Source organism: Klebsiella sp. P1CD1, assembly GCF_003790505.1.
In the GTDB taxonomy this organism is placed as follows: Bacteria; Pseudomonadota; Gammaproteobacteria; order Enterobacterales; family Enterobacteriaceae; genus Klebsiella; species Klebsiella variicola.
Genome location: NZ_CP033631.1, coordinates 287645 through 306534, shown reverse-complemented (window position 1 = coordinate 306534; position 18890 = coordinate 287645). Strand labels below are relative to the sequence as shown.

12 protein-coding genes are annotated in these 18890 nt (G+C 60.7%); 3 read left to right on the top strand and 9 right to left on the bottom strand.

Features of this window, described 5'->3' with window-relative positions; genetic code table 11:
• Positions 1-15 precede the first annotated feature (15 nt).
• From DTA24_RS01440 to bcsR, 8 genes are all read right to left on the bottom strand, one after another.
• A complete protein-coding gene (locus DTA24_RS01440) occupies positions 16-1302 on the bottom strand; it encodes a dicarboxylate/amino acid:cation symporter (protein WP_008806920.1) in 1287 nt (428 codons plus the stop codon).
• Between the two features lie 156 nt (positions 1303-1458).
• Positions 1459-3465 (bottom strand): biofilm formation regulator HmsP, encoded by a 2007-nt coding sequence (gene hmsP / locus DTA24_RS01435; RefSeq protein WP_032736514.1) that lies wholly within the window; start codon positions 3463-3465, stop codon positions 1459-1461.
• A 243-nt stretch (positions 3466-3708) separates the two neighbouring features.
• Positions 3709-7188, bottom strand: a complete 3480-nt coding sequence (gene bcsC, locus DTA24_RS01430; protein ID WP_080835692.1) for a cellulose synthase complex outer membrane protein BcsC — start codon at positions 7186-7188, stop codon at positions 3709-3711.
• Positions 7170-8279, bottom strand: coding sequence for a cellulose synthase complex periplasmic endoglucanase BcsZ (bcsZ, locus tag DTA24_RS01425; RefSeq protein ID WP_023298318.1), 1110 nt, complete (start codon positions 8277-8279; stop codon positions 7170-7172). The genes bcsC and bcsZ overlap by 19 nt, the downstream gene beginning before the upstream one ends.
• 3 nt (positions 8280-8282) lie before the next feature.
• A complete protein-coding gene (bcsB, locus tag DTA24_RS01420) occupies positions 8283-10628 on the bottom strand; it encodes a cellulose biosynthesis cyclic di-GMP-binding regulatory protein BcsB (protein ID WP_008806916.1) in 2346 nt (781 codons plus the stop codon).
• A gap of 10 nt (positions 10629-10638) precedes the next feature.
• On the bottom strand, positions 10639-13257 hold the full coding sequence (gene bcsA, locus DTA24_RS01415) for a UDP-forming cellulose synthase catalytic subunit (RefSeq protein WP_012540356.1): 2619 nt from the start codon (positions 13255-13257) through the stop codon (positions 10639-10641).
• Positions 13254-13985, bottom strand: a complete 732-nt coding sequence (bcsQ, locus tag DTA24_RS01410; protein ID WP_022064695.1) for a cellulose biosynthesis protein BcsQ — start codon at positions 13983-13985, stop codon at positions 13254-13256. The genes bcsA and bcsQ overlap by 4 nt, the downstream gene beginning before the upstream one ends.
• 11 nt (positions 13986-13996) lie before the next feature.
• Positions 13997-14185, bottom strand: a complete 189-nt coding sequence (gene bcsR, locus DTA24_RS01405) for a cellulose biosynthesis protein BcsR (RefSeq protein WP_002921513.1) — start codon at positions 14183-14185, stop codon at positions 13997-13999.
• 168 nt (positions 14186-14353) lie between these two features.
• On the opposite strand from bcsR, the gene bcsE reads away from it, so the two are divergent.
• The 3 genes from bcsE to bcsG are packed head-to-tail and all read left to right on the top strand — an operon-like array spanning position 14354 to position 17780.
• Positions 14354-15907 (top strand): cellulose biosynthesis protein BcsE, encoded by a 1554-nt coding sequence (bcsE, locus tag DTA24_RS01400; RefSeq protein WP_012967088.1) that lies wholly within the window; start codon positions 14354-14356, stop codon positions 15905-15907.
• On the top strand, positions 15907-16104 hold the full coding sequence (bcsF, locus tag DTA24_RS01395) for a cellulose biosynthesis protein BcsF (protein ID WP_008806912.1): 198 nt from the start codon (positions 15907-15909) through the stop codon (positions 16102-16104). The genes bcsE and bcsF overlap by 1 nt, the downstream gene beginning before the upstream one ends.
• Entirely contained in the window at positions 16101-17780 is a 1680-nt protein-coding gene (gene bcsG, locus DTA24_RS01390; RefSeq protein WP_023298321.1) for a cellulose biosynthesis protein BcsG, read from the top strand. Before bcsF ends, bcsG begins: the two co-directional genes overlap by 4 nt.
• A 107-nt stretch (positions 17781-17887) precedes the next feature.
• Here the strand turns inward: bcsG and DTA24_RS01385 are convergent, their stop codons facing one another.
• The gene (locus DTA24_RS01385) at positions 17888-18889 is read right to left on the bottom strand and encodes a glycosyl hydrolase family 8 (protein ID WP_008806910.1); all 1002 of its coding nucleotides are present in this window, start codon (positions 18887-18889) and stop codon (positions 17888-17890) included.
• Between the last annotated feature and the right edge of the window lies 1 nt (position 18890).

Genomic DNA, 18890 nt, shown 5'->3' with positions numbered 1-18890 from the left:
GCCTAAGAGGAGGATTTAAGAGGATAATTCGTGCGATTTGTTCGCTGGAACACGGTTATTCAGAACATCATCCATCTGTTTGGCATCGAGTTCTTTGACCCATTTAGCCACCACCACCGTAGCGACGCCGTTACCCACCAGGTTGGTCAGCGCACGGGCTTCGGACATAAAGCGGTCGATACCGAGGATCAGCGCCAGGCCCGCCACCGGCAAATGCCCGACGGCGGAGATGGTCGCCGCCAGCACGATGAAGCCGCTGCCGGTCACCCCCGCCGCCCCTTTCGAGGAGAGCAGCAGCACCACCAGCAGGGTGATCTGATGGAAAATATCCATATGGCTGTTGGTCGCCTGGGCGATAAAGACCGCGGCCATCGTCAGGTAGATGGAGGTGCCATCGAGGTTGAACGAATAGCCGGTCGGGATCACGAGGCCCACCACCGATTTGCGGCAGCCCAGCTTCTCCATCTTGTCGAGCATTCTCGGCAGCGCTGATTCTGACGAGGAGGTTCCCAGCACAATCAGCAGCTCCTCACGGATATAGCGGATAAATTTGAAGATGCTGAAGCCGGTAGCCCGGGCGATACTCCCCAGCACCACCACCACGAACAGAATACAGGTGATGTAGAAGCAGATGATCAGCTGCCCCAACTGCACCAGGGTGCCGACGCCATATTTACCGATGGTAAAGGCCATGGCCCCGAAGGCGCCAATCGGCGCCAGGCGCATGATCATATTGATGATGCCGAAGATAACCTGGGAGAAGCTTTCAATGACGTTGAAAATCAGCTGGCCCTTGCTGCCCAGACGGTGCAGGGCAAAACCAAACAGGACGGCGAACAGCAGCACCTGCAGAATGTTGCCGCTGGCGAAGGCGCCAATGACGCTGCCCGGGATCACATCCAGTAAAAAGGCCACCACCCCCTGGTCTTTCGCCTGCTCAGCGTACACCGCCACCGCTTTCGCATCGAGCGTTGACGGGTCGACGTTCATCCCGGCGCCAGGCTGCACCACGTTGACGATAATCAGACCGATAATCAGCGCGATGGTGCTGACCACTTCGAAATAGAGCAGCGCCACCGCCCCGGTACGGCCGACGGCTTTCATGCTTTCCATCCCGGCGATCCCCGTCACGACGGTACAGAAGATAACCGGAGCAATCACCATTTTAATCAGCTTAACGAAGGCGTCGCCGAAGGGTTTCATTTGCGCGCCCAGTTCCGGGTAAAAATGGCCCAGCAGAATACCGATCGCTATGGCCGTCAGAACCTGGACATAGAGGCTTTTAAAGATAGAGGTTTTCATAGGGTGTCCTTTGGGAATAACCACAGAGCAAGAAGGGATATTTGACGTCTGTGGCTTAAAAATAACACCCTGGAAACATTTCAGAAATAACTAACGCCGAAAGTGCAACGCAATTGTTAAAATCTTTGAGCTGACTCGCACAAGTCAACAAAACATTTACAAATTTTCATCCTCACGAACCGGGGAGAGATAGCGCGCGCTGAATGCCTCCAGCGGCAAAGCGCAACCGAACAGATGGCCCTGGAGCACCTCGACGCCCGCGGCTTGCAACCAGCGGTACTGGGCGTCGTTCTCCACCCCTTCCGCCACGATACGCAGCGACAGGCCGCGCGCGAGCTGGATCATCGCCGGCACCATGCTGACATCCTCCGGCAGCATATCGATGAATACTTTATCGATTTTCAGAATATCCACCGGCAGAGCTTTCATCTGCTGCAGCTGGTGCAACCCGGCATAACCCATGCCAAAATCATCCAGCGCAATCTGTACCCCGGCCTCGCGCAGCGGTCGCAACCGCGCCATCACATCCTGCGGATCGTCCATCCGGCAGCTCTCCGTCACCTCGAGGATGAGGGTGCCAGGGGCGATACGGTAGCGGGCGATCAGCTTTAGCATCTCCTCGCCACGGTCGTGTTCCAGCAGCTGGAGCAGGGAAACATTGACCGACAGCGGCAGCATAATCCCCTGGCTTTGCCAGGCCGCCAGCTGGCGGCAGGCCTCTTCCATCACCCAGTAGCCGACCGGGATAATCAGCCCGCAGGACTCAATGCGCTCAATCAGCGACGGCGGTAGCGACCAGCTGCCATCCGCCTGCCGCTGGCGCAGCAGCACTTCGGCGCCGCAGATCTCGCCGCTGGCGCAGGCCACCTGCGGCTGCAGCCAGATAGCGAACTGCTGGTTGTCGAGGGCGGTAATAATGTCGTGCTCTTCCATCAGACGGCGCTGAGCCTTTTCCATCTGCTCGGGATCGAAGAACTCAATCTGGTTTTTGCCTTTACGTCGTGCGGTGACGGCAGCCGACACCGCGCGCCGGTAAAACTGCTCGGCGCTGAGCCCGGCGTGGAACATGGCGATCCCGACGCTGGCGTAGGGCCGCAGCTGCAGCCCATGCAGCGGCAAACGCTCATTAATAATAGTGAGCACTTGCTTACTTAACGTCACCGCCTGCCACGGTTCGGCAAGGCCATCGGCGAGAATCGCGAAGTCATACCCGCTCACCTGAGCCAGCACCATTTGCGGCGGAATGGCGGCTCGCAGCTTCTCCACCAGCGTCAGGAGCAGCATTTCGCGCTGGCTCTCCTTGAGGACCCCGGCGGCATCCTGCAGGGTTTCGCAGGCGACGACGATTAGCGCGGCGCTCTGGGGGCGGGCCACCGTCTGCTCCAGCATCGCCAGCAAAAAGGCTTTATTCGGCAGCTCTGAGACCGGGAAGCGGGTCGACTGGATGGACAGTTCATCATGCTGGCGCACCAGGCTCTGCTGGTTGCGGTTATAGCTGCGCACCAGCATACCGATCTCGTCGTCATGGTGCAGGCGCGGGAGCGTTAGCTGATGGCCGAGACGATCCTGCTGGGAGAGATCGTTCAGCTCGCGGGCGATACGCCGCAGGGGGCGCACCATCAGCCGGTTGATGCACCAGGTAAGCGCCACCGTCAGCATCAGCACCAAAAGTAAGTAAGCCGTCACTAACGTAGCAAGGGCGCTCATGACGAATTTATACATGCGGTATGAATCCGCCTGCAGCACCAGATAGGCCAGCGGCTGGGGATTAGCCGGCCGTTCCAGTGAATAAATAGGCAGCGAAATCTGCACCGGCAGCTCAAACAGCCGGGTGATGGTCACCGGCACCGGCCGCTCGGGGATAAATCGCATCCGCAGCGCCTGGAACTGGTTCGGCAACACCACATCCGCCCGGCTGACGATGCCAGCAGGCTGGATACGGCTTAAAATGGCTTCCGCTTCCGGAATATCGGCTTTCAGAATAGCCGCAGACAGCGGTTCGCGAACGGATCGCGCGATACTTTCTAACTGCGTGGCCGTGGTAAAGCGACTCTGTTGCACAAAGTGAAACAGCAAAATAGTGCAAAAAACCAATACAAAGGCCATGGACACGCTCGCGACCATCGCCATCTGTTTGATTGTAAGTGAACGGCTGACGCGCAACGGTGTTCTCCACTGATACTGAATGCATACCCGGTATCAATCCTTCAATGCCGGTCGTTTCAGGCTGATTATATACTCAAATCCTTCGCCCACGCCCGCGAGGGATGAAGTGACGGGATATTTCCGCGCGGTGGCGCAGACGCCGGGGAAATCGCCCCGGCGGCCGACGGTGGGCAATGCCTCACGAGTATACGCGAAGCGCGTCGTGGAGTGGCGCTCTGTGACGTAATTCAGCCTATTCTGCTACCAGTCGGCGTAGGGCACCAGCGGCTGGGGCGGCATATCCAGATCCCCCTGCCAGCCGGCCGCCGAGTAGCGGACGTAAAGCAGCGCATGGCTCGGGGTGTAATCCTTCGCCTGCTGAATATCGACCGCGGCGCCGACGAACCAGTTGCTGGTCACCCGCCGCTCCACCAGCGCTCTGGCGGTGTAACCGAATCCCTGACTGCTGCTCCCCTCCTCCGTCAGCTCGCTGGCGCGCTGGCGGTAGTCGGACGGGATCAGGTTCAGCAGCGGATAACGGGCTTGCGTCTGGGTGCGCGAATGGGACCATGACACCGACCCGCCGAGCTCCCAGGACCAGTTCTCGGTACGCTGACGCCAGGTCACCGGCACGGCGAATGAGAGATACTCCTGCGGGCTGTAATAGCCGCCCTGGCCGAGGGTGTAACCGCTGAGATCTTTGTCGTAGTGCCAGATCATATTGTTGAGGCCGACGGTGACGCGACGATTATTCTCGTTGATGACCTTGTAGTAGTACCCGGTCATCCAGCGCACGCGCCAGTTATCCGCCACGTTTTTACCGGTCAGCGAATCGGCCCCCAGCGAGGACCAGATGCCGTGCGCTTCGCCCCGGTCATAACTGAGGCTCAGGCCGCCGCCGTCGGCGCGGACGCCGCCCCAGGTGGTGCCGGTATGGCTGCTGCTGTCTTTCTGCCCGCCAAAGGAGAGCAGCGAGCTGGAGATGGGGCGCCGGTGGACGTTGACCGTGTACCCCACCGGCCCGACGTCGCTGCTGTAGCTCAGCCCCCCCACCACATCGACGACATTGAAGCCCATCGGGGTGGTGCCGATATCGCCGCTCCAGGTGTCATTCTTCCAGCCAACCGCCACGCTGGCCCCGCTGTCGGTCTGGTTTTTACTGCCGCTGGTACAGGCGATCTCCCCGCAGGTGCCCCAGCTGGGCGAGTAGCTCCCGTCGCTGTGGGTGGAAAAGCTGCCGGCATCCATATTGACCAGATCGGTGCGAAAGAACATCCGGCCATCCGCCAGCGGAGCATCCACCTGCAGCATGGTGGTATGCGCCTTCAGGTCGGAATAGCCGCCGGTGCCGCTGGAACCCCAGAAGTCGTGTTCCAGGGTGACGTTCAGATCCTGCTGGCGATAAAGATCGGCGGCATCGCTACGGATCCCGCGCTTCAGCCAGTCATCCTGGCTGTCGTTGCGCGTCAGCCGCGTAAAGGTATCGTTATTCTGCGGCTGCACGGGGGCGATGCCGGAGGCCACCATCGCCTCCCGGTAGTGCGTCAGCGCCTGCTGCGGCGCCCCGGTCTGGGTGGCAAAGCGCGCGGCATCGCGCAGCACCAACGCGCTCTCCATCGAGGGCGGCTGCGCCTTCGCCTGCGGCACAATCTGGTTAAAAATCTGTTGGGCATCAGCGGTATCGCCAAGGCCGGCTCGCGCCAGCGCGACCCGACGCTGCATATTCATGGATTCGGTCTCTGCGCCTTTCAACTGCATGACCTGCGCCCGGGCGGCCTGTTTATCGCCCTCGGCCAGGTAGACTTCCGCAAGGCCGAGGCGCGCATCGCCATTGTCGGCCTCCTGGCGCAGCACCCGCTGATAGTCGGCAATCGCCGTCTGGCTGTCGCCGCGCTGCTGCGCCCAGTCGGCCAGCGTCAGGTCATAGCGCACCGAGGCGGGCTGCTGTTGGATAAGGGCGATCGCCTGCGCTTCGTTACCGCTGTCGCGCAGCTGGTTGGCCTGGCGCAGCACCCGGTCGCTTTGCAAACGCGCTTCGAGCTCACGAATATTATCCGTCCACGCGCTGCGCGGCAGAGCGGCGATTTGCGCCAGGGCCAGATCGTCCTGGTCGTTTCCCGACAGGTAGAGCCCCGAGGCGTAGACCCGTTCAGCATCCTGCGGCTGGCGGTTGACCATCGCCCGCATCAGCGCGTCGGCCTCCTGGCGTTCACCGGCGCTAACCAGATCGCGCGCCAGACGGTAGGTTATCCACACGCTGTCCGGATCCAGCGCCAGGCGCCGACGCTGGACTTCCGCCGCCTGCGCCCAGTTGCCCTGACTTTCCAGGGCCTGCGCCTGTTTCTCCAGCCGGTCGTTGGTCAGACTGCGCTCAATATCATCGATGCTCCGCCGCTGAGCGGGAGGGAGGCCGGCGATCCAGGCGCTGGCTTTCTCCGGCGATTCGGCGCGATAGAGGTTGGCCAGACCGCGCACCGCCAGATTATTACCGCGATCCAGGCGCAACGCCTGCTGGTAATAGCGCTCCGCCGCTGCCGACTCTTTGCGCGCCGCCGCGACGTCCCCCAATCCCAGCACGGCATAACTGTCGGTGCGATCGACCCGCTGCGCCTGGGCATAATAGTTCTGCGCCTGCGAAAGCTGGCCGGCTTTCAGGGCGTTATCCCCCTGCTTGATCAGCAGCCAGTAACGGTTGGTTTGCAGCAGGCTGTCCCATTTGCCGCGGTTCGGGCTGTCGGGGTCCATGGCAATCGCTTTATTGAGCTGCGCCACTGCCCGCGCGCGATCGCCGCGCTGGGAATAGGCCTGGCCGAGGGCGCCCACCGCATCGCTGTCGCGGCTGTCGGCCTGAACGGCTTTCTGAAGATCCGCGACCGCCTGCGAGGCATTCCCGGACTTGACCGCCGCCAGCCCTTCCGAGCGGGCGCGGAAGGTCGGATCCTGCAGCTGCGCCTGCTGCTGGTCGAGCAGAACGCGGGCGTTCGCCGCCACCGAGCCGGTGGGAAACTGCAGGAGAAATTGCTGCAGCGCCTGCACGCTGGCCTTGCTCACCGGCATGCTTTTCACTTCACTGAACCACATGTCGGCGGCGATGCCGCGTCCTGAGGCCGAGCGGGCCATCTCCGCCAGATAGGCAAACCCTTCCTGCGGTTTGTTATCGGCAAACATCTGCTTCGCCAGCGAAGTCAGCAGGCTGACGTTGCCCGGCGCGCTGGCGTTCAGTTTTTTCAACTGGCTGACGCCTTCGCTATGGCGAGCGGGCAGGCGCGCCACCAGCGTCCAGTATTCAATGGCGACGTCAACGTCATCCGGCACCCCGCCGTACAGTTGTTCATAGGCGGCGATGGCTTCATCGACCTTCCCGGCCACGCCCAGCAGTCGCGCCTGCTGCAGCGCCTGCCGGCCCTCGCCGGTGTTGCTTTTCATCTCATTGCGCGACGCCTTCAGCTCCGGGGAGTCCGGCGCCAGCTTCGTCAGTCGTTCCAGCTCTTTTTGCGCCCCGGCGGCATCCCCCTGACGCAGCAGGTAGCGCATCCGCGCGGCAATCAGATCCGGGTTGTTGGGATCAATCAGCTCCAGGCGGTACAGCGACTGGCGCACCAGGTCTTCACGATTACTGGCCTCGCCAAGGCGGACCTGCTCCAGCAGATGCTCCTGGGCAGGCGTCGTCGCCGCCTGCGCTAACGGCAGCAGCGCCACGCCGAGGGACAGCGTGAGTAAACTTAGTGAGAGCTTGCGCATTCCTGGTTCCAGTCAGGTTGTAATTCGCCACCCGCAGTGAAACGAAAACGGTGTTGATCCCAACCCTGGCCGAACAGCGTCAGAACTGCGCTGTAGTAGGCATCCGCGCCGGGATAGTTATCGGCGACGCGCTGGCGTTGCACCGACCGGGCCTCGTCGTCCTGTAAAAACGGTAGCATCACCGCGGAGAAGCCCACGGGCCCCTGGCCGCTGGTTTTGCCGGTGGCGATATTCACTTTCTCCGGCGGTACCCCCTGCTCCGTGGTCTGCGCCGCCATCGGCGCGAAGCGTTGCAGCAGGCGCGCTTTCTGCTTATCGCCATCATGGAGCATGCCCACCCACAGGTAGACGCGAATCGCGTCATAGCTACCGATCAGCGGCTTTTCGGTTTTCAGCTGCCAGCCTTTCCCTTTCTCATAGCGCACCCAGTCCGGGGTAAAGCCTTTCGGCGCGGTCTCCAGCAGCAGGCGCAGGTTGCTGTCGCGCAGGGCAGGCCACGGCGCGCCAAAACGCACAAAGTAGGTGGCCAGCTGCGGCGGAAGATAGCTGGGGTTAAACCGCCAGCCGCTGTCATCGGCAAAACCGACTTTTCCCGGCAGCAGCATCGTGCCAAGACCGGGCACCGCCACCGTCTCTTCCTCGACAATCCGCGCCAGCAGTGCTTTGCCGGTCTCGGTGTACTGCGGCTGCTGCCACAGGCGGCCCGCCTCCAGCAGCGCCCAGGCTATCCACAGATCCGAGTCGGAGGCCGAGTTGCTGTCCAGCAACGTCCACTGCTCATCGTCCTTTTTGCCCCACAGCCAGCCCGGCAGATGTTGCCGCAGGTCGCCTTCCGCCAGGTTGTTCTGCGTCCAGGTCAGCAGTTTGTCGAACCCCGCGCGATCGTTGGCGGCCAGGGCGAAAAACAGGCCATAGCTCTGTCCTTCCGAGGTGGAGATTTTGCGCGCATCGCTGGGGTCAATCACCCGTCCCTCAGGGCTGACGTACGCTTTTTTAAACTGCTCCCAGGCGGGCCACTGGCAGGCGGCGCTCACCGGGCCCGCCGCCAGCAGCAGCGCGGAGAGCACCGCACCACAAAGTACTTTCATCATGGTTTATTCATCATCCAGGCTAAGACGGCGGCGACTGATGATGCGCAGCATGCGCCACAGCACCCACGCCAGCAGCACAATACTGATAGCGGCGAAGATCGCCAGCAGTATCGGGTGGTTAGAGAGCGCGAACCAGATGCGCTCGAACCAGGGCAGATGACCCACGTAGTAGATATCCCCTACCCGCAGACTGTTGACGCCGGACTCGCGGATCACCGCTACCGAGCCAAACATTGCTGCCCGCTTACCGCTGTCGTTGAGGGCGTTGGTCAGCAGTTCATTACCGCGCGGGCTGTCGGCCAGCAGGGCCACCACGCTGCGCTGATCGTTATACGGCGACTGGAAGCCAATCACCGCCGCCATCGGCCCGGAAGAGGTAATGTCGGTGCGGGTATTGGGCGTGCGGGCATCGTCATCGGGATAAATGCTCGCCAGGTCATAGTGGCGCATCGGCATTTTCACCCAGCTTTTGGTCGCCTCGACCAGCAGGTTGATTTTGGTGTCGTCCTTGAGGGACGACGGGATCGCGCCGATCAGCAGCAGATCCGCATCTTTGTTCTTGATCTGGTTGCCATCGTCGGTCATCTGCAGATTAATCGCCGCCAGACCGGTCTGCGAACCGATACCGCCCAGCGCCTGCAGCAGCGTCGCCACCTGGCCCTGGGTCGGCGCTTTCGGCACCACCACCAGCGTGTCGGAGAGGTCGGCCATACGGCTGTAAGGGAAGCCCGCATTGGCGAAGACGCGCAGGTCCGGCAGGGCGATAAAGTGATAATACTTCGAGAAGTCGATGGTCGAATCGTCGCCAATCACCACATGGTTCTGCACCGGCTGGAAGGTAATACAGTTGTCGATGGAGCCGCCCGGCATCGGGTTCATGTACTGGAAGTCAAAGCGCAGCTGGTTGACCGCCCCGAGACGCAGCGCGGGGATGGTGACCTCTGATTTGCCGTCCAGCAGCCCCTGCAGCACCGGCAGGCGCAGGATCAGTTTGTTCACGTCCTGAGCGCTGTTCAGGCTGAACGACTGCAGGAACTGGTCGTTGAGGCTGATATCCATCCGCGAACTGTCCTTCACCGGCGGCATGGTGTAGCGATATTTCAGATCCATATCGATGCCGTTGGCCCGCAGCAGATAGAGATCCGGCGGCAGATTAAGCGCCACGGTGATGGCATCCGGCACCAGCCCGCTGGACTGCAGCTGTTGCTCATAGGTTTTCAGCTCAGCGAAGGTGACCGAGCGGTCGGTGCGCACCCAGTTCGGTGCGTCGTAAGGCTGACGCGGCTGCAGGGTTTTGATGCCGTCCACGGTGACGCTGCTGCCGCGGAACAGAATATTGCCCTGGGCAATCCCCTTCGCTGCCAGCAGCAGGTCGTTATCATCGCGGCCGAAAATTACCAGCAGCTTGACGTAAGGATCGTTCGGGTTGTCGATCATTTCGATGGTCGGCGCCTTGACCGGCGGATGATCGCGCAGGAAGTCCGGGCGCTTGTCGTTGGTGGCGAAGACAATGGCGTTACGATCCGGCAGTTCGTTGAAATAGACCGGGAACTGCTGGCCGCGCCAGCCGGCCTTGCTGCCGAACCAGGAGGCGACAATCGCCGCCGCCTGCTGCTGGGCCACCGCTGGCGAGCCCGGGAAAATCATCGGTAGCGTCAGCGGGCGGTTATCGCGCGGATCGTAGAACGGCACCGGGAAGTGTGACAGATCGTTATGCACCTTCAGCGACTGGTAGGTGAGATCCAGATAGCTTTCGCGCCCGACGTCCAGCCACAGCGTGCTGCTGGCGGGGTTTTCGCAGACATCGCGGTAGTGACCGACAAACTCCAGCCGTACGCGGTTGAAGTCGGTGATGTACAGCGGGTCAATCGGCAACTGCGCGCGGATCTTTTTCCCCAGCTGCTCTTTGGTCACGGGCAGGACGCCCATCAGCTCATCGTTGAGATAGACTTTCAGCTGCGACTGCACGGGCAGCAGCGAAGGCGATGGGGTGTATTCCAGGTTGAGCAGCGCGTTGGCGACCAGCTCATCGCTGCGCATGCCGAATTCGACCGACGCGTCAGGCCGTGAGCCTCGCAGCACGATGCTGCCGGGCGGCGGCGCGATGGTGGCAAAAGTCAGCTTCACCTCCCGCTGCGGGACGTTCTCGGCCACCGCCGCCGGGGCGGTCGGTTCGGCAAGGGCCGCCGTTGGCTCGCCCACCACGATCGGCGCGCCCGGGGTCGCTACCTGCGGCTGAACGCCAGGGGCGGCGTTCGCCACGACGGCCGGCGCCGCATAAGAGGCCAGCGGATACCAGCTGCACATGCCCACCGCTACTGCACACATCCAGGAAAGTTTTCTTTTCATCGCATTATCATCATTGTTGAGCCATTGCCGGGTCTGCGGAGAGCGTCGGCGCGGCGCGTTCAGGGCGTCGGGGTACAAACGACACTATCCAGGCCACCAGCGAAGTGAGCGCGCGGAAAACCACCTTCACCGACGGCGGCGAAAACTCCGCCAGGTGACGATAGCCACGGAAGCCCAGCTTGAGGATATCCAGCAGGCTTTCCATCGGCTTGTCTTCCGGGAAGCTATCCTGCCAAAGCGCCCACGTATCAGCGCGGGCAAACGTACACTGCACAAAATCGATATGCTGTTGGTTGGTCAACGGCAGTAGCTGGAGCCCCACCTCGCTGCCGTTGACCCGCGCGACCCTTACCGGGAAGGCATACTCCTGCTGTCCTCGTTTGAGCAACAGCCTGGCGTTCTGGCCTTCCAGCACCTGCGCGTCGCCGTGAATTTTGATCCCCAGCCCGCCGTCGGAATAGTCGTGAACCGTGCAGGAGAACAGATGGCCATCTTCGCGGGCAATCGCCGCCGGCATGCTCATTTCGACACGATGCGAACGGCGAACCTGCTTGCTTTCGACCGAGACCGCCACCGCGCCGCCAAGAATAATCAGGTTGTAGAACACCCAGACAATACTCACCCAGACGGTGAGAATTTCGTTTTCCGGGCCATACATAAATCGCCAGATCCCCACCGCGACGCCGACCAGATTGAGCAGTACAAGGTAGATATAGGGCCGGGAGATCACCCAGTCGACATACTCTTCTTCCACCAGCCCGCCCTTCGCGGTGACGTTGAACTTACCTTTATGCGGGTTAATCAGCGCCACAAAGGTGGGCGGCGCGATATACCAGGCCAGCACCGTCTCGTAGATTTCACTCCAGAACGAATGGCGGTATTTGCCCTGAATCTTCGAGTTGGTCAGGCTGGCGTGGATCATGTGCGGCAGCACGAACAGCGCGATCATCAGCGCGGGCGCATAAATGATATAGGCATGGAGCAGCAAAAAGGCCAGCGGCGCCGTGAGGAAGATGAGGCGCGGAATACCGGAGAGGAAGTGGAGCATGGCGTTGGCGTAGCAGACGCGCTGCGCCAGCTTCAGGCCTTTGCCAAACAGCGGGTTATCGAGCCGGAAAATCTGCACCATCCCGCGCGCCCAGCGGATGCGCTGGCCGATATGCGCGGACAAACTCTCCGTCGCCAGCCCCGCCGCCTGCGGGATCCGCATATAGGCTGAGGTGTGTCCCCGCCGGTGCAGACGCAGAGAGGTATGGGCATCTTCGGTTACCGTTTCGACGGCTATCCCGCCAATCTCATCCAGCGGGCCGCGACGGATAACGGCGCAGGAGCCGCAGAAGAAGGTGGCGTCCCACATGTCGTTCCCGTCCTGCACCAGGCCGTAGAACAACGTCCCTTCGTTCGGCGTTTTGCGAAAGCGGCCAAGGTTGCGCTCAAAGGGATCGGGCGAGAAGAAGTGGTGCGGGGTCTGCATCATCGCCAGCTCTTTCTCTTTCAGGAACCAGCCCATGGTCATCTGCAGAAACGAGCGCGTCGGCACATGGTCGCAGTCAAAGATCGAGACGAACTCCCCTTTGGCGTATTTCAGCGCATTGTTGATGTTACCGGCCTTGGCGTGCTCGTGGCTGGTACGGGCGATATAGTGCACCCCGACATCTTTGGCAAACTGGCGAAACGCTTCCCGTCCGCCGTCGTCGAGGATCCAGATGTTCAGCTTGTCCTTCGGCCAGTCGATGCCCTGCGAGGCGTAAATAGTGTTTTTCACCACGTTGAGATCTTCGTTATAGGTGGGGACGAAGATGTCCACGGTTGGCCACAGATCCATATCCTCCGGCAGCGGCACCGGCTGGCGGTTCAGCGGCCAGACCACCTGGAAGTAGCCCAGCACCAGCACCACCCAGGCGTAGGTCTCTGCGAACAGCAGAATGATCCCGCACACCAGGCTTACCGGGTCGTTCCAGTTCAGCGTCGAGGTGTAGCGCCACCAGATATAGCGGCACGACACCGTCAGCGACAGCACGATAAGCATCAGCGCCGAGAAACGCCCCGGGATGCGGCGCACCAGCAGCGCCACGCCCCACAGCAGCATCAGGAAGATAAACTGCGACAGCGGGTTAAAGGGCTGCGTAATACACATTAGCGCCAGCACCAGCGAGCAGAAGGTCACCCCCCCAAGGATTGCCCGGCGCAGCTTCGGATTAAGGTGCGCCAGCTCTTTCTGTTTATCCAGATGGCCGGTGCGGGCGTTCACCTGTTCAGGCAGTTTCTCCAGCCATTGCGTATAGCGACCGTGCACCCCTTCCAGGGCCGCCAGCGAGCGCCAGTTGACCTTTTTTTCCGGCTCCGGCACGCGCGTCGCCAGCAACCACAGGGATTGCAGCAGGTAGCGCAGCGGATCCAGCGGACGCGGGCGATGCGGATTAATATGGGGAAAATAGGTTTCATGGTGGGCCAGAATCGCCTGCCAGCGCGGCGTCTCCAGCGGCATCAGCGCCCAGACCAGCGACGCCCACAGACAGCCAAGCGACGCCGAAAGCCAGGAGGCCCCGTGCTGCCGATAGTCGTCATAGCGCGCGCGCAGCCGTTCCCCCACCGGCGGAGCCAGCAGCAGCGTGCTGAGGCGGATCATGCCGGCCTCCCGCCGGAATAGTGGATCAGGCACCAGTTCGCCAGGGTCAGCACCTCTTCCGCCGCCAGGGAGTCCTGACGATACTCCCCAAGAGGCTGTTTCGCCGCCAGGCACTCGGCCATCGCCTCGTCGCGGTGAATCGTCACCGGCAGGATGCGCGGCTGGCTCTCCAGCCACAGCTGGTAGAGATCTTCCTGTAGCTGGCTGCCGACCCGCAGATCGTTAATCAGAATGTCGCTGTTGGCCGGGAGGGGCTGCTGGTGTAGACGGATATGGCTATTGGCGTCGGGATGAACCACCACCAGTGTGCGATCGCACAGCGTCAGCAGCTCGCGGGTTAATGGCGAATAACCGTTCGGCAGATCCAGCAGCAGCCAGCGGTACTGGCTCTGCAGCTGCTGCACAGCCTCCGCCATCGCCCCCAGCGCGGGCTGCAGCTGGTCAGCATTTTCTCTTTCGCCGGCGCTGAGCTGGCCAAACGGCAGCAGATCGATATGTTGCGTATAGCGCAGACCCGCGTCGCGCCAGTCCCGGCCGTCGAGCAGCGCCCGCGCCCAGCCGTCCTGATGATGGACATCGGTATTGAAAAAAAAGCGCAGCATATTATCCGGGCTGGCGTCGATCGCCAGCACCGTTTCACCGAGCAATTGCAGCGCCCAGGCGAGTGCAGCCGTAATGGACGTGACGCCAGTCCCCCCGCGCACGCCCTGTAATCCCAGAATAGCCATCTCCGGCTTCCTTATTTTTTCTCTGCAAACTCTGCCAGTAACGGCCAGCGCTTCAGCGCCGCATTCAGCTGCTCGCGCCGGGAAATATCATGATAATCAATATCCGGCAGGGAAAATGCCCGGCTTAGCGCCAGAAAATCATTTTGAAAGGTGTACCCCAGCGTGGCGTCCGTGGGTACTGCAGGATCTTTTGCTGGCATATCTCTGTCCGTTTGAAATTTATTATTAAACCAGAGGACGAATACAGCGCATCCTTAAAAGCAGGTGTACATGCTAAAACTGATGACCTTTAATTTCAATGTTAGGTTTACTCTGCCGGTTTCGCTAGTAAACTTATCCAGTGTCAATCAGGGCGCACGAGGGATGCCGTGGATAGTGTATTTACTTTGGGTATTTCATCATTATGGGATGAAGTGTGCCATATGCCGGTCGGTGGGGTATGGTGGCTCAACGTTGACCGTTATACCGATGCCGTCAGTCTGTTTAATCAGACGCTGGCCGCGCAGGCGAAAAACAGCAAGATCGCCGCGCTGGTAATGGGAGACAAACCTAATAATATCATTTCATTAGATAATGAAGGTGGCCCGGATAATATCGCGCTGTTCACCCTGCCGAATCGTCCGGAAGCACTGGAAGAAATACATCGTGATTTAGTCTGCTCCCTCGAACCTGGCAATTACTTGTTTATTCTGCTATGCGCTGAAAATACCTGGCAAAATATAAATAAAGATAAGCTATGCGCGTGGGTGGAAAAGACCAGCCGCTGGGCGCAATATCACCGTTGCGCTTTCCTGGCGATCAATTCCGCCCAGGATATCGATCGACAGCTCACCCCATTATTACGCGAGTACCGTTCCCTTTCCGGCCTGGCAAGTATTCGTTACCAGGGCGACCGGCATCTCTTTGATATTGCCTGGTGGGGAAGCGACAAAGGCATCAGCGCTCAGCAGCAGCTGATGGTGCAACACGATGATGCCGGCTGGCGGCTGGCGCAGGAGGCTGAAACCAACGTTCAGCCACGTAGTGATGAGAAGGTGATCCTCAGCAATATGCGCGTGCTGGAAGGCGCCCCGCCGCTGTCGGAATACTGGACCCTGTTCGATACCAACGACGAGGTTTTCAACGCCGGGCGCACCGCACAAGCGGCCACGGTACTTTTCTCCATCACCCAGAATACGCAAATTGAACAGCTGGGCCGCTATATTCATACCCTGCGTCGCCAGCGCGGTACGGCGCTGAAAATTATTGTCCGTGAACAAACGCCCAGCCTGCGCGCGACAGATGAGCGGCTACTGCTTAGCAGCGGCGCCAGTCTGGTGATCCCCAGCAGCGCGTCGCTCTCCCGCTGTCTGACGTTGATCGAAAGCGTGCAGAACCAAAAATTCTCCCGCCATATTCCGGAGGATTTCGCCACGCTGTTGACCTGGAGCCAGCCGTTAAAGCTGCGCGGCTACCAGAAGTGGGATGCTTTCTGCGAGGCGGTACAGAACGTGATGGCCAATACCCTGCTGCCCGCCGACAGCAAAGGCGTAATGGTGGCCCTGCGCCCGGCGCCAGGGCTGCGCGTTGAGCAGGCGCTGACGTTATGCAAACCCAACCGGATGGGCGATATCATGACCATCGGCAATAACCGGCTGGTGCTGTTTTTGTCGTTTTGCCGGATTAATGACCTCGATACCGCGCTAAACCACATTTTCCCGCTGCCGACCGGCGATATTTTTTCTAACCGCATGGTGTGGTTTGAAGACAAGCAGATCCTCTCGGAAATCGTGATCATGCGCGGCGTCGAACCGGCGCGCTGGAACACGCCGCTGCCGCTGTCGGTGGGTAAAAACGAGACCATCAACGCCACCCACGATGGACGCCACTGGCGACGCTACCCCGAGCCGCACCGGTTAACCACCCGCGAGGAGCAAGCCTGATGATGTCTATCGCCGATATTCTGCAACTGGTGGTGCTCTGCGCCCTGCTGTTTTTTCCGCTGGGCTACCTGACGCGCCATTACCAGCGCCGTATTCGCACGACGTTAAGATTGATGTTCTTTAAACCCCGTTACGTGAAACCGGCAGGCGTATTACGCCGGGGAGCCACGGTTAAGCAAGGCAAAGCGAACAAATGACAAACACTAAACCGACCGCGACACCGCTTCCGCTCTGGCAGTACTGGCGCGGCCTTGGCGGCTGGAACTTCTACTTTCTGGTCAAATTTGCCCTGCTGTGGGCCGGGTATCTCAATTTCCACCCGATGCTGAACCTGGTGTTTCTCGCCTTTCTGCTGGTGCCGATCCCGCGCGAAAAGCTACACCGTATCCGCCACTGGATCGCTATTCCGCTCGGCTTCGCGCTGTTCTGGCACGATACCTGGCTGCCCGGTCCGGAGACGCTTCTTAGCCAGGGTTCGCAAATCGCCGGCTTCAGCGCCAGCTATATCTGGGATCTGATCGTCCGGTTTATTAACTGGAGCATGGTCGGCGCCTTCTTTGTTTTACTGGTCCTGTGGCTGTTTATCAGTCAGTGGCTGCGCGTCACCGTGTTTGTCTCCGCGATGGTCGTCTGGCTGGCGGTCAGCCCACTGCTGCCGGCCTTTACCCTGTGGCCCGCCGGTCAGCCCACCACGGCCGCCGCCACGACCGCGCCGGCCAATACCGGGGCCAACGCCGCCGCTGGCACCGCGACCAGCCCCGCCAGCAGCGATATTCCACCGCAGACCGAGCCGCCGACGTCAGCCAATCTCACCAACTGGCTGAACGGTTTCTATGCCGCCGAGCAGAAGCGCAAAACGCCGTTCCCGGACCAGCTGCCGGCGGATGCCCAGCCGTTTGACCTGCTGGTGATCAATATCTGCTCGCTCTCCTGGTCGGATATTGAAGCCGCCGGTCTGATGGACCATCCGCTGTGGAAGCATTTCGATATTGTCTTCAAAAACTTTAACTCCGCGACCTCCTACAGCGGCCCGGCGGCGGTGCGCCTGCTGCGCGCCAGCTGCGGCCAGCTGTCGCATACCAACCTGTATCAGCCGTCCGGCGCCGATTGCTACCTGTTTGAAAACCTGGCGAAACTCGGCTTCAACCAGCAGCTGATGCTCGGCCATAACGGTCTGTTCGGCGACTTCCTGAAAGAACTGCGTTCGCTGGGCGGCATGCAGAGCCCGCTGATGGACCAGACCGGGTTGCCGGTCAGCCTGCAGGCGTTTGACGGCTCCCCGGTGTATGAGGATCTGGCGGTCCTCAACCGCTGGCTGAAGACCGAAGAGGCCAGCAGCAATCCGCGGAGCGCCACCTTCTATAACACCCTGCCGCTGCATGACGGCAACCACTTCCCGGGGCAAAGCAAAACTGCAGACTACAAAGTGCGTGCGCAGAAGCTGTTTGATGACCTGGATAACTTCTTCACCGAGCTGGAGAAATCGGGGCGGAAAGTGATGGTGGTGGTGGTGCCGGAACACGGCGGCGCGCTGAAGGGCGATAAGATGCAGGTCTCTGGCCTGCGCGATATCCCGAGCCCGTCGATCACGAACGTCCCGACGGCGGTAAAATTCTTCGGCATGAAAGCGCCGCATGAAGGGGCGCCGATTATCATCGATCAGCCCAGCAGTTACCTGGCGGTGTCGGAGCTGGTGGTGCGTGCCCTCGACGGCAAAATGTTCAGCGAGGACAGCGTCAACTGGCAGCAGTATGTCGCAAACCTGCCGCAGAGCGCAGCGGTGTCCGAAAACGCCAACGCCATCGTCATCCAGTATCAGGGCAAGCCTTATGTCCAGCTGAATGGCGGTAGCTGGGTGCCTTATCCGCAATAAGCGACAAGGCCGCCCAAACTGGCGGCCTTACATCGTGAGACGTTCCCATTCTCCCTTCCCCACCCTCATGCCTACGGGCGGGGAAGGCGGCAAATCAATCACCGTCTCTAACGCTGATCCTGTTTCGCCAGCCAGACCAACTGCTTGAGGCTGGCAGAGTAATAATCATCCTTGTCGTCAATCTGCGGCGCCTCCTGCGGTTCACCCAGCGTCAGATCGCGCACCGCCAGCAGGCCGCCGGCCATATACCAGGGTGCCACCTCGTTGGTGCTGACGTTGATCCACGCCGGGGTTTGCAGGCGCGGGTAACTCTGCATCCAGGCCTTCCACGGCGCGAGCAAAGCGCTTTGCGGATCGGCCCATGAGAGATACAGCGGGATACGAATCGCATCGAAACTCATCCGCGGCGGCCACTCTTTGGCTGGCAGCATCTTGCCATCTGCCCGCAGCGCCACCCAGTCGCTGGGCAGGTGTGATTTCCCCCACCCCATCTGCCCCAACAGCGCCTGTCCGTCGGTCTGCAATGTCCGCCAGGCGGTCAGATGCGTCCGCTCCGCGAAGGCGCGCCAGGCCGGAAAGATGAAATAGGAGGGATTAAGGTTCAGATGGTCGTTGAGATTGAACCCTTTCACGCCCGGGAGCATCACCTGACGACCGGCGAAGGTCACCACCGTATATTTCAGCAGGGAGGCGGTGATGGCATCCGAGGCAATCGCGTAGCGCTTGTCCTGCCACTGCTTTTGCGCACGCAACAGCGCCCAGGCGATCAGAGTATCGCCATCAGAGGCGTTGTTTTTATCGGCGATAGGGTCCGGTGCCACCGGGTTATAACGCCAGTAAAACAGCCCGTTAGACTTATCGCGCAGGGTGCTGTCCGTCCACTGCCACAGCTTGTCGAACGCCGGGCGATCGTTATTCGCCACCGCCAGGAGCATGGCAAAGCCCTGACCTTCCGTATGCGACACATTGCCATTGGCGGTATCAATGATACGGCCGTCCGACATCATAAAACGGGCCTTATAGCGCTCCCAGGCCGTATCCGCCCACGCCCGGGGCACCAGCATCACTGCCGTTGTCACTATCACCGCCACTAAAGCACGCAGGGGCATA